9 protein-coding genes and 1 pseudogene are annotated in these 11,712 nt (G+C 58.7%); 6 read left to right on the top strand and 4 right to left on the bottom strand.

All coding sequences use genetic code 11. The annotated features are described in order from the left end of the window. Positions 1–135: 135 nt before the first annotated feature. Positions 136–1,956 carry an NAD nucleotidase gene (gene nadN / locus ACTZWX_RS05195; RefSeq protein WP_444713024.1) on the bottom strand — a complete coding sequence of 607 codons (1,821 nt, stop codon included), beginning with the start codon at positions 1,954–1,956 and terminating at the stop codon, positions 136–138. Between the two features lie 122 nt (positions 1,957–2,078). After that, positions 2,079–2,297: pseudogene (locus ACTZWX_RS05190) on the bottom strand (dockerin type I domain-containing protein); the annotation flags it as partial. A 271-nt stretch (positions 2,298–2,568) separates the two neighbouring features. Here ACTZWX_RS05190 and ACTZWX_RS05185 point away from each other — a divergent pair. Next, a complete protein-coding gene (locus tag ACTZWX_RS05185) occupies positions 2,569–3,714 on the top strand; it encodes a mechanosensitive ion channel family protein (protein ID WP_420195695.1) in 1,146 nt (381 codons plus the stop codon). 28 nt (positions 3,715–3,742) lie between these two features. Next, positions 3,743–4,501 (top strand): putative 4-mercaptohistidine N1-methyltransferase, encoded by a 759-nt coding sequence (locus ACTZWX_RS05180; protein ID WP_444713023.1) that lies wholly within the window; start codon positions 3,743–3,745, stop codon positions 4,499–4,501. A 115-nt stretch (positions 4,502–4,616) separates the two neighbouring features. Here ACTZWX_RS05180 and ACTZWX_RS05175 read toward each other — a convergent pair whose 3' ends face one another. Beyond that, a complete protein-coding gene (locus ACTZWX_RS05175; RefSeq protein ID WP_444713022.1) occupies positions 4,617–5,402 on the bottom strand; it encodes a GntR family transcriptional regulator in 786 nt (261 codons plus the stop codon). A gap of 218 nt (positions 5,403–5,620) precedes the next feature. Between ACTZWX_RS05175 and ACTZWX_RS05170 the strand changes: the two genes are divergently transcribed. From ACTZWX_RS05170 to ACTZWX_RS05155, 4 genes are read left to right on the top strand one after another with little or no spacing between them, the layout of a single operon-like run. After that, positions 5,621–7,315 (top strand): L-lactate permease, encoded by a 1,695-nt coding sequence (locus tag ACTZWX_RS05170; protein WP_152437116.1) that lies wholly within the window; start codon positions 5,621–5,623, stop codon positions 7,313–7,315. Positions 7,316–7,375: 60 nt separating this feature from the next. Continuing rightward, a complete protein-coding gene (locus tag ACTZWX_RS05165; RefSeq protein ID WP_444713021.1) occupies positions 7,376–8,203 on the top strand; it encodes a (Fe-S)-binding protein in 828 nt (275 codons plus the stop codon). Beyond that, the gene (locus ACTZWX_RS05160; protein ID WP_444713020.1) at positions 8,200–9,642 is read left to right on the top strand and encodes a LutB/LldF family L-lactate oxidation iron-sulfur protein; all 1,443 of its coding nucleotides are present in this window, start codon (positions 8,200–8,202) and stop codon (positions 9,640–9,642) included. The genes ACTZWX_RS05165 and ACTZWX_RS05160 overlap by 4 nt, the downstream gene beginning before the upstream one ends. Continuing rightward, positions 9,642–10,313, top strand: coding sequence for a LutC/YkgG family protein (locus tag ACTZWX_RS05155; protein WP_444713019.1), 672 nt, complete (start codon positions 9,642–9,644; stop codon positions 10,311–10,313). The genes ACTZWX_RS05160 and ACTZWX_RS05155 overlap by 1 nt, the downstream gene beginning before the upstream one ends. Here the strand turns inward: ACTZWX_RS05155 and ACTZWX_RS05150 are convergent, their stop codons facing one another. Continuing rightward, positions 10,314–11,711 (bottom strand): NAD(P)(+) transhydrogenase (Re/Si-specific) subunit beta, encoded by a 1,398-nt coding sequence (locus ACTZWX_RS05150; RefSeq protein WP_444713018.1) that lies wholly within the window; start codon positions 11,709–11,711, stop codon positions 10,314–10,316. Position 11,712 lies beyond the last annotated feature (1 nt).

Genomic DNA, 11,712 nt, shown 5'->3' with positions numbered 1-11,712 from the left:
GCTGTTGTAATCAATGGACAGGCAACCGTGGTGATGTCGGCGGCCTATTTCAAGAATAACGAAGAAGTATACCGGGAGGGTAGGTGAAGCCCGGCCAGTCGGGAATGACTGGCCGGAGGTTATCAGGGCGCTGCTTCAGAGGGCTGGTATATAGTTCTGGGTTGAATATTCGTCTGCGGACGGCTTGCTCAGGGAGCCTACCTCAAGAACGTAATCGACAAACGACTGGGCATAATCCAGGAACGTATCGGTTGCCCGTCCGTCGTCAGATACCGCGCCAAAGGTCACATACCCATCGCGGCCGCCGGCGGTGAAGCTGTTGGTAACCACGTTCAATTCCTCGTCATCGGCCAGGGCGCGCCATTCGGCCGAATTACGCGGGTTGACCTCAATGTTGAACAAGCGCTCGCCTTCCGGCCGGTTCATGTCCACTTCCCAGCGCAGCCCTGCCGCGTAAGGGTAGGCTCCGCTGGAGCCGCCCTCAACATGGGCAAACTCAACCGCTTCGTTCAACACCGCCCGGATTTCCGCGCCAGACATGGCCAGATCCGTCAGGGTGTTGGCAAATGGCAGAAGTGTGTAGGCGTCGCCAATCGTGATGCTGCCAGCAAACAGGTCGGTTCGGACGCCACCACCGTTCTGGATGGCCACATCGGCGTTCTTGCTAAGGAACAGGAAGGCCTGGGCGACAAGGTTGGAGATGTCGCTGCCGCGGTTGGAGTCTTCGCCTTCGCACGTGTCATCCCCATAGGGCCGGCCGGGAATTCTGGCCAGGCAGAGATCTTCGGTGGCGGTTCCGATTATCCGGTTGCGGAAGTCATCCAGCTGGTTGGTGTAGTAGGCCAGCAGCTGTGCGGATGTTGGGTCTGGGGTTACCAGACTGAGCTGGTCATCGGCGTCGATGGCCGCCAGGATGTCGGCGCGCTCGCTGCCTTCCGGCTGGTAGTTGTTATCTTCGGCGTCTTTGCGCGTGAAGTTATCACCCAGGAGCAGGTGGGGCGTGCCGCTGCACGAGGTCACTACGCCGTTTTCGTCCCAGGTAACGCTGAGCTCGCCAACCACTCGGGAATACTGCCACGCCTGGGCTACGCATACCTTGTTACCATCGGCATTGGTCAGTTCTGTTGGGTAGGGCCCTGCAGGAGACAGTCCGTAGGCATCGAAGTCTCCCAGCAGGCTATGGGAATCGCCACCAATGATGACATCCACACCGGACAGCGACGCTGCCAGGTTCAGGTCGTTTTCGTACTGATAATGGGTTAGCAACACGATCTTGTTGATGCCGGACGCCTCGAGCTCGTCAATCATGGCCTGCGCCGTTTCCATCTCATCGAGGAATTCGGTGGTCGCCAGCGGGCTGGAGCTATTGCGGGTTTTATTGGCTATGTCGATGCCGACTATGGCCACCTGCTCACCACCGATTGATTTGATGACGTAGGGCTGGATGTAGTCATCCTCGGCAATCGGTGCCAGGGGAGTACCAACCTGGGGCTTGACGTTGGCGGCCAGTACCGGCGTCTGACAACCTCCGCTATCCAGCAGATCCAGGAACTTCTTCAGCCCCTCATCGCCCCGGTCGAACTCGTGGTTGCCCAGTGCAAACGCATCGAAACACACCTGGTTCATCAGTCGGGCATCGGCCTCTCCCTCAAACGATGAAAAGTACAGGGTGCCGGTTATGGCATCGCCCGCGTGCAGTTTGAGAACGTTGTCCAGGGCCGCTTCCCGCTCTGCAATTTTTCCGGCCACTCGTGGAAAGCCGCCAATCGGAAAGGACGTGCTCTGGCCGGCAATCATCAGCGACTGGGAGCCTTCTTCCAGATGGGAGTGGTGGTCGTTGATGTGCAGGATGTTGGCGGTAAAGCTGCTGGCTTCCGGGGCGTTGTTATTGCTGTCGCTGTTGCAACCGGCCAGCGCAGCCAGGGGTAATGCAATCCATAGGGTTTTGCGGATCATGCCTGAACTCCTTGTTGGGTAACTACAGGGAGTCTGCGTTGTTGAGGTGTCAAAGCCGTGATGATTTTGTTGCAGTTTGAAGGGCACAACACCTGCCAGCGGGCAGGTGTTGTGCGACCGGATTATCGGCCTCGAATGGCGTGCACTAGAGCCAGGAAGTCCTGGCCATTCACCCGGCCGTCGCCGTTCAGGTCTGCCCGGTCGGCTGCGGTGCGGGTGTCCATCTCAAGCGCCACCAGCACCGGGTCATGGTCGGAAGCGCGGTAGGGGTCCGGGGCATAGAAGCTGGCCTGTTGCTCAGGAGTCTTGAATTCGGTGTTGTAGTCCAGCGCCCGGGGTTCGCTCCGGGTTCCAGCAACCCTGACCATCACCTTGATCGGCGTTGACGCCGTCAGCGTTACTGCATCCCTTGGATTTGAAATGGTTGACCGCGAAGCCCGCTACCGACAATCTGGCGAACATCTGTGACGATGGCGTGTGATTTGTATGACCGGTTTTTATCCTGTGGCTTGCGGAAAACAGCCAACGGGAAGATCCGCGACTATGCTTTGAGCGATGACAGCGCGAAGCACCGGGCGTCAGTTACTGACCGATGACAAACAGGAAGCCAACATGATTGAAGGTTTTACCGGCGCAGTAGGAGAACAACTGAAACAGAACCTGGGTGATACCCTGGAGGCGATGGCCGGTGGGCAGGTGGATTGGGCTGAGCTGGCGGTCTACGTGTTCAGCCAGGTGCTGGTGTCGGCTATCTACCTGGGCCTGTTTATCGGTGGTTACCTGTTGATTATTGGTACGTTGCGAATCGTTGTTGGCAAGCGGCGATCTCAGTCTGCACTCTTTTCACAGGTTCGGACCGGCCTGAAATATCTGTTTGCCCTTGGGGCGTTGTTGGTGATTCTGGCCCAGTTTGGGGCTGGCCCTGGGTTTCTCAAAGCGATGGCGAGGGCGGGATTCATGGCCTTGGGCTTCTTTGTGGGTTGGCTGGTACTGGCTCGACTGATGAAAGAGGCAATCGGCCGATATGGCATGGATCCATCCATCCGGCAGCTGATTGAGAACCTGTTCGCGGTGCTGATGGTGACCTTTGCGGTGGTGGCGATTCTGGCCCAGTTCGGGTTTGACGTGTTGTCGATTGTTGCGGGCCTGGGGATTGTCGGTATCGCGGTTGGCTTTGCGGCACAGTCCACCCTGTCGAATTTTATCGCCGGTATCACGCTGTTGATAGAGCGTCCTTTCCGGATCGGTGACTGGGTCAGCATCAACGGTCAGGATGGCAAGGTCGTGAAAATTGCTTTGCGCACAACCTGGCTCCGCACCCGGGACAACATATTCACCATGATTCCCAATGACAGCGTGGCGTCGTCGGATATTGTCAATTACAGTGCCGAGGGCTCAACCCGGTTGAACATTCCGGTGGGCATCGCCTACAAGGAATCGGCCCGGGCCGCGCGGGAGGTGATCATGCCCGTTCTTCTCTCCCACCCTGAGGTCCTGAAAGGTGGCGCGATGGAGCCCCGGGTGGTGATGAAGAGTCTGGGGGATTCGTCGGTGGATCTCGAAGTGAAGATATGGATTACACCGGACAATCTGGACGTGCAGCCACGAATCATGGCGGATGTGCTGGAGCAGATTAAAGAGGCACTGGACGCTGCCGGGATTGAAATACCTTTCCCGCATCTTCAGTTGTTTATCGACGACGCCAAGGGTTTGAAGCCCCTGGTGGAACCGCTTTATCCAAAATTGGTGGAAAAGTGAATTTAAGAGCTTTAACCAGGAGACAACCATGAACCGACCGGCGGGCTATTACGAAGACAACACCACTCTGGCGCAATACCTGGAGTTCCACTTCGGAGAGTCCTGGCACGGTGAAGCAAATTTTCCCAAAGAGCTGGCGGACGCCGTCATGGAAGCCCTTGATGGCCGGGAACTGTGCCGGGCCCTCGACATCGGGTGCGCCGTGGGCCGCACGACGCTGGAGCTGGCTCGGCATTTTGAACATGTGGACGGCGTGGATTTCTCGCAGACATTTATCGGCAAATGCCGGGAAGTCGTGGCTGACGGTGAGGCCCGTTACGCGAGATCGGAGGAGGGAAATCTGGTGAGTTATCAGGCCCGTGCGCTGTCGACCCTGGGGCTGGCGGAGGCAGCGCAACGTGTGGCGTTTCATCAGGGAGATGCGTGCAATCTTGGGTCTGACTACCGGGATTACGATCTGGTGCTGGCGGGTAACCTGATTGATCGACTGTACAAACCTTCGTTGTTTCTGGAGAGTATTCACGAACGCATCAACGATCTTGGTTTGTTGGTCATTGCCTCGCCGTATACCTGGCTGGAGGAGTACACGCCGAAATCCGAATGGGTGGGCGGTTTTATGAAGAACGGCGAGCCTTTCACCACGCTCGATGGCCTTAAAGACATGCTGGGGCCTCATTTCAGGCTGCTGGGCGAGCCCAGAAGCCTGCCGTTCGTGATCCGGGAAACCCGCAACAAATTCCAGCACAGCTTTTCCGAACTGACCATCTGGGAAAAGTTGCCGGATTAACAGGCATTGTCATTGAATGGTCATGTAGGCGGGTTATCGTCAAAATTCATCAGGACGACACGCATAGTGTTGGTGCATCGTGTGATTGCTTTGGCCGGGGTTTTCCCTGGCTTTTTTACGCCTGTTCGTCAGTGTTGTGCCGTTCCCGGCGCAAGGACCGCTGTTTTCGCCGTTCGTTTTCCGAGTGTTCCGAGATGGTCTGCTGGACAAACTCGATATGGTGGCCGGCAATGGCCCGGGCATCCTCGGCCCGTCCTTCCATAATTGCCTGAAACAGCCGGGAATGCTGGTCTACCAGGCCCTGCCGGGTTTTGGCGGCTCGGGCATACATGCCGCCGATGTTGGTCACGATGTTGTTCTTTAGCATGTTGAACAGGTTACGCATGGTGTGCATCAGCACCACATTATGGCTGGCCTCGGCGATGGCCATGTGGAAGCGGGCATCAGCTGCGCCTTCGGCTTCCAGGTTGTTGCCGGAGCTGTCGCGGTAACAGGCATCCAGGGCGGTCCAGGCTTGAGTGAGGCACTGGCGGTCAACTTCGGTGGCTCTTTGCGCTGCGTAAAAGGCGCAGTCTGCTTCCAGCGTGCGGCGAAATTCCAGCAGGTCGCGATGGGCTTCCGGGTGCGTTTCCAGCAACTTGATCAGTGGGTCACTGAAACTGGCACCCAGCGTTTCGGTGACAAAGTTGCCCCCTCCCTGGCGGCTGTGGAGCAGGCCTTTGACAGCCAGTTTCTGGATTGCTTCTCTCAACGATGGCCGGGACACGCCGAATTGCTCTGCCAGCACCCGCTCCGGAGGTAACCGCTGGCCCGGTTGCAATGTGCCTTCCAGAATCATGGTTTCCAGTTGCTCAACGATGGTGTCGGCGAGGCGCCTGGGCGCCACCTGATTGATGGCCATGTACGGCTCCGGTTGATAAATTAATTGGTCTTACCAATAAATATTAGCCTTCTTTGTCCTTGTTTTCCCAGTAAAACCCATAGGCAATTAGACGAATGTCGAAAGCCGTGCTTTTGACAGCCCAAAGGGTGTTCAAATAACGTACTTGGATAGACTTGTAAATTGGTATTACCAATTATCCAAAAATAGTATCCAATAACAATACCCTGGAGAAAATCATGTCGTCCGGATTGCTCGCCCTGCTGGCATTTGCCCCGATTCTGCTGGCCGGAATCCTCCTGATTGGCCTGCGTTGGCCTGCCCGCCGCGCCATGCCCGTGGTGTTCCTGGTTACTGCGCTGATCGGTTACAGCGCCTGGGATATGACCCTGAACCGAATTCTGGCCTCCACCCTGCAGGGTCTGGTGATTACCATTGGTCTGCTGTGGATTATCTTCGGCGCTATTTTGCTGCTGAACACGCTGAAACATTCGGGGGCTATCACCACCATTCGGGCGGGCTTCACCAACATCACCCCGGACCGCCGTATTCAGGCGATTATCATTGTCTGGCTGTTCGGCAGCTTTATTGAAGGCGCCTCCGGCTTTGGTACGCCGGCGGCCATTGCTGCGCCCCTGCTGGTCGCGGTGGGTTTCCCGGCTATGGCGGCGGTGATGCTGGGTATGATGGTACAGAGTACGCCAGTATCCTTTGGTGCCGTGGGCACTCCGGTGGTGGTTGGGGTAACCACCGGTCTCGACCGGGCCACGATTACCGAGCGGCTTGAGGCCGTGGGCTCCAACTGGGAGGCCTACCTGCAGCTGATCACCTCGGAAGTTGCCATTACCCATGCCATTGTCGGTGTGGTTATGCCATTGCTGATGGTGACCATGATGACCCGCTTCTTCGGCAGGAACAAAAGCTGGAAGGAAGGATTGGAGGTGCTGCCGTTTGCCCTGTTTGCCGGCGTTGCCTTTGTGGTGCCCTACGCGTTGACCGGTGTGATTCTGGGGCCGGAATTTCCGTCTCTGCTGGGCGGCCTGATTGGTTTGGCGATCGTGACCATGGCGGCGAAGAAGGGCTTCCTGATGCCCAAAAACGCCTGGGATTTTGCCGACCGCAAGGACTGGCCCTCCGAGTGGCTGGGTAGTATCGAGATGAAGCTCGAAGACATCGCGGCCAAGCCGATGAGCGGTTTCCGCGCCTGGGTGCCCTATGTACTGGTGGGCGTCGTGCTGGTACTGAGCCGGACCGTCGACCCGATCAAACAGGCCTTTACCAGCGTTGGTGTATCGTTCTCAAATATTCTGGGTGAGGCAGGCATCAATGCCGGTGTTCAGCCTCTGTACCTGCCGGGCGGTATCCTGGTGATGGTTGTTCTGGCAACGTTCTTCATTCACCGCATGAGCGCTCGTGCCCTTGGGAATGCCGTCAAGGAATCCAGCGGTGTGTTGCTGAGTGCAGGCTTTGTTCTGCTGTTTACGGTGCCGATGGTGCGGATCCTGATCAACTCGGGCGTTAACATGTCCGATTTGCCCAGTATGCCGCTGGCCATGGCCACCTGGGCCGCCGACGCGGTTGGCGGCATCTACCCGCTACTGGCTCCGACAGTGGGGGCGCTGGGTGCCTTCCTGGCCGGCTCGAATACCGTCTCCAATATGATGTTCAGCCAGTTCCAGTTTGGTGTTGCTGAAAGCCTTGGCCTGTCCACCGCCCTGATGGTGGCGGTGCAGGCCGTGGGTGCTGCTGCCGGTAACATGGTGGCCATCCATAACGTGGTGGCGGCCTCAGCCACGGTTGGCCTGTTGGGCCGTGAAGGACAGACCCTGCGCAAGACCGTGTGGCCGACCCTATACTACCTCTTGGCGACCGGTTTGATTGCATTGCTGGCGGCCTATGGCCTGGGTGTGATGGACCCGTTAATGGGCCGGTAACGCTGACATAACGATGACGGGCGAGCGGCCGGTGGCCTTATCGCCCGGAGGCAATGACTGATGAGTGAGCTGTTCTACGATGCTGCCCCGAACGCTACCCGTGTGGCCCCGGAGCGCCCCAAGCCCCGGAGCTACCCGGCCAAGCCAACGGAGGTCACGCTGTTTGGTACCTGCGTGGTGGACTTGTTTTTCCCCGAAGCCGGGCTGGATGCCATCCGCCTGCTGGAACGGGAAGGTATTCGCGTGCACTTTCCTCAGGCGCAATCCTGCTGTGGCCAGCCCGCCTGGACTTCGGGTTACGTGAACGAGGCCCGGGAGGTGGCGCGGGCACAACTCAACCTGCTGGATAATGGCTTGCCGGTGGTGGTGCCTTCCGGTTCCTGTGCCGGCATGTTCCGGCAGCATTATCATGAAGTGTTTGCCGAAGAGCCGGATACCCTCAAGCGTGTGGAAAGCCTGGCCGAGCGCACGTTCGAGCTGACCGAATTCCTGTTGCACGTTTGTAAAGTAGACTGGCAGGACCTGGGCCAGCCCACGCAGATAGCACTGCACACCTCCTGCTCTGCCCGTCGGGAAATGAACACCCACCTGCATGCCCGTGAGCTGCTGGGCAAGCTGGCGAACGTCGAGCGTCTGGACCACGACCACGAAAGCGAATGCTGCGGATTTGGCGGGACGTTCTCCGTGCGCATGCCGGAAGTCTCTGGCGCCATGGTGCTGGATAAAACCCGTTCGCTGCGGGAGTCTGGCGCGGCGGAAATGATCACCGCCGATGGCGGCTGCCTGCTCAACATCAATGGTTTCCTGGAAAAACAGCAACAGGCCTTCCGGGGCCGGCATCTGGCCAGTTTCCTGTGGGAGCGGGTCAGCGGTGAGGTGACATCATGAGCCAGCGCATACCGGTCAAAGAACTGACCGACAGCTTCCGTGGCCGTGCGGTGGGCGCCCTGGCGGACGACCAGTTGCGCACCAACTTCCGGGTGGCGATGGATTCGCTGATGAAAAAGCGCGCCGATGCCTTCCCGGACGAAGAAGAGCGCGAAGGCCTTCGGGAGCTCGGTAACCACATCAAGGCCCGGGCGCTGTCCCGGTTGCCGGATTTGCTCGAACAACTGGAAGCGAAGCTGACTGACAACGGTGTAAAGGTCCACTGGGCGGAGACCACCGAAGAAGCCAACCAGATAGTCCATGCCATCATCGAATCCAAAAAGGGCTCTCAGGTGGTGAAGGGCAAATCCATGGTCAGCGAAGAAATGGAGATGAACGACTACCTGGCCGAGCGCAACATCGAGTGCCTGGAGTCCGATATGGGCGAATACATCGTCCAGCTGGATGGCGAAAAGCCCTCCCACATCATCATGCCGGCCATTCACAAGAACCGTTTCCAGGTCTCCAGACTGTTCCATGACAAGCTGGGCGTGGAAGAAACCGAGGATGTGAACGAGCTGATCCAGATCGGCCGGCGCACCCTGCGCCAGAAATTTCTGGAAGCGGACGTTGGGGTGTCTGGTGTTAACTTCGCCGTCGCCGAAACCGGCACTCTGCTGCTGGTGGAAAATGAAGGCAATGGCCGCATGAGTACCACCGCGCCGCCGGTGCACATTGCCGTCACCGGCATTGAAAAGGTGGTGGAAAACCTGCGGGACGTGGTGCCCCTGTTGTCGCTGCTGACCCGTTCCGCGTTGGGCCAGCCGATCACCACCTACGTGAACATGATCTCCGGCCCCCGCAAGGCGGATGAGCTGGATGGCCCGAAAGAAGTCCACCTGGTGCTGCTCGACAACGGCCGCAGCGGCGCCTTTGCCGATGCACAGCTGCGCCAGACCCTGAACTGTATCCGCTGCGGCGCCTGCATGAACCATTGCCCGGTGTATACCCGGGTGGGCGGCCATACCTATGGCGAGGTGTATCCGGGGCCGATCGGCAAGATCATTACGCCGCACATGGTGGGCCTGCACAAGGTGCCGGATCATCCCAGCGCGTCGTCATTGTGTGGTGCCTGTGGCGAAGTGTGCCCGGTGAAGATTCCGATTCCGGAGATGCTACAGCGATTGCGGCAGGAGAACGTTAAAAGCCCGGCGGAGCAGCCGAAACTGAAAGACGGCAGTGCCAAATACTCCGGCAAAGAGCGTGTGATTTGGCGCTTCTGGGCCAGACTGAACACTTCGCCGATGTTCTACCGGTTGTTCCTGTGGGGCGCGACCCGCTTGCGCAAGCTGGCACCGAAAAACGTCGGCCCGTGGACCGAGAACCACTCAGCACCGGTGCCGGCCCGCCGGTCTTTGCACGATCTGGCCAAAGCCCATCTGAATCAGGGGGATCGGTGATGAGCGCCCGCAGCAATATTCTGAACAAACTTCGTGCCGGCCTGGCCGGCACCACGCCCCGGCCTGATGATTTCGACGAGGGTCTGGTTACCAACCCCTGGCAGTATGCCCCGGAAGACCGGATTACCCGCCTGCGCTCTTTGATGGAAGCGGTACACACCGAGGTTCATCAGGTCACCAGTGCCCAGTGGCCTGCCAAAGTGCAGGAATTGCTGGAGAGCCGAGTTTTGGGCAATCTGCTATACGCCCCAGGCACCGCCCATGGCAGACAGCTGGCGGAGCATTGGCAGAGAAGCAGTGCGAAAGTTCAGTTGATGGTCTATGACCGGCCCATCGAGGAATGGAAAGATGAGCTGTTCTGGAAGGTGGATGCCAGCATAACCGGCACTGTGGGCGGCATTGCAGCCACCGGTTCTCTGGTGCTCTGGCCGGACCGTCATGAACCGCGCCTGATGAGTCTGCTGCCGCCCTTGCACATCGCCCTGCTCAAGGCCAGTGAGGTGGAAGACAATCTGTACGGCATGATGCAGAAGCACAACTGGTCCGCCGGTTTACCGACGAACCTGTTGCTGGTCTCCGGCCCGTCCAAGACGGCAGATATTGAGCAGGTGCTCGCGTACGGGGCCCATGGCCCGAAGGAACTGGTTGTCCTCATCCTTGAGGACGCCTGATCAGAGATCTTTGATTGCGGTGGTGGTTGCCTGAAGTACTTCCTTGGCATCACCTTTCACCATCAGGCTGTTGTCCCGAATGAACAGGCCGTTGGGAATGCCCGCGAAGCCAGCGGACAGGCTTCGCTTGACCACCACCACGGTTTTTGCCTTGTGAACATCCAGGATCGGCATGCCGAAGATCGGTGAGTTCGGATCTTCGGCGGCGGCCGGGTTCACCACGTCATTGGCTCCCAGCACGATGGCCACATCGGCCTGAGGCAGTTCCGGATTGATCGCCTCCATATCCTTCAGCTGATCATAGGGAATCTCAGCTTCCGCCAGCAGCACATTCATGTGCCCCGGCATGCGCCCGGCAACCGGGTGAATGGCGTAGCTGACTTTCGCACCACGGCCCTCAAGTTGGTTGGCCAGTTCCTTGACCGCGTGCTGGGCCTGCGCCACCGCCAGGCCATAACCCGGCACCATGACCACATTGCGCGCGCCGTCCAGCAGCAGGGCCAGATCGTCAGGCGTGGCGTATTTCACCTTGCCATCATAGAACTCGCCTTCGTCCTGCTTGCTGGCGCTGTTGCCAGTGGCGCCGAAGACGCCACCGAATAGCACGTTGGGCAGGGAACGGTTCATGGCTTTGCACATGATGGCCGTCAGGATCAGCCCCGATGCACCCACCAGAGAACCGGTGATGATCAGCCCCTGGTTACCCAGCACAAAACCGGTTGCGGCGCCGGCAAGCCCCGAGTAGGCATTCAAAAGTGCCACCACCACCGGCATATCGGCACCGCCAATCGGCTGGACCAGCCCAACCCCGAGCAGCAGGCAAAGGCCGATAAGTGCAGCCAGTGCCAGCGGGCTGGTGCTGGCTTCGGTCGTGAACAGAACGGCACCAATCAGAGCTGCGACCAGTGTGATCAGTGTGACGCTGTGCCACAGGCGGTTATTGCGGCTGTCCCCAATGTTGCCTTTCAGTTTCAACACGGCCACCACTGAGCCGGTCAATGTCACCGAACCAATAATGATTGAGACAAGAATCGCTGCCGTCCAGCCATTGCTGCCCGCACCAGACGAGGCAACTGTTTGAATCCAGGTGCTGGCGGCCACGGCGACAGAAGCGCCCCCGCCAATACCGTTCAGGCTGGCCACCAATTCCGGCATTTCGGTGGTGGCGGTGCGTTTGGCCAGCCAGACACCGATGCCGCCGCCCAGAATCATACCGGCGAGGATAGCGGTGTAGTTGATGATTCCCTGGTGCAGGAGGGCGGAAACAACGGCGATCAGCATGCCGATGGCGGCGATCTGGTTGCCGCGAACCGCGGTTTTCGGGCGGGTCATGCCTTTAATGCCAAGAATGAAGCAAACCGCCGCAGCCAGGTAAGACAGGTTGATTAGTGCAAACATG

The sequence above is a fragment of the Marinobacter sp. NSM genome (assembly GCF_052380025.1).
Lineage (GTDB): Bacteria > Pseudomonadota > Gammaproteobacteria > Pseudomonadales > Oleiphilaceae > Marinobacter.
This window is presented reverse-complemented; position numbering and strand designations above follow the sequence as displayed.

Coding starts and splice junctions, on each gene's coding strand:
- ACTZWX_RS05185 (WP_420195695.1), top strand. CDS start 2,569: ATGATTGAAGGTTTTACCGGCGCAGTAGGAGAACAACTGAAACAGAAC.
- ACTZWX_RS05180 (WP_444713023.1), top strand. CDS start 3,743: ATGAACCGACCGGCGGGCTATTACGAAGACAACACCACTCTGGCGCAA.
- nadN (WP_444713024.1), bottom strand. CDS start 1,956: ATGATCCGCAAAACCCTATGGATTGCATTACCCCTGGCTGCGCTGGCC.
- ACTZWX_RS05165 (WP_444713021.1), top strand. CDS start 7,376: ATGAGTGAGCTGTTCTACGATGCTGCCCCGAACGCTACCCGTGTGGCC.
- ACTZWX_RS05160 (WP_444713020.1), top strand. CDS start 8,200: ATGAGCCAGCGCATACCGGTCAAAGAACTGACCGACAGCTTCCGTGGC.
- ACTZWX_RS05155 (WP_444713019.1), top strand. CDS start 9,642: ATGAGCGCCCGCAGCAATATTCTGAACAAACTTCGTGCCGGCCTGGCC.
- ACTZWX_RS05175 (WP_444713022.1), bottom strand. CDS start 5,402: ATGGCCATCAATCAGGTGGCGCCCAGGCGCCTCGCCGACACCATCGTT.
- ACTZWX_RS05150 (WP_444713018.1), bottom strand. CDS start 11,711: ATGTTTGCACTAATCAACCTGTCTTACCTGGCTGCGGCGGTTTGCTTC.
- ACTZWX_RS05170 (WP_152437116.1), top strand. CDS start 5,621: ATGTCGTCCGGATTGCTCGCCCTGCTGGCATTTGCCCCGATTCTGCTG.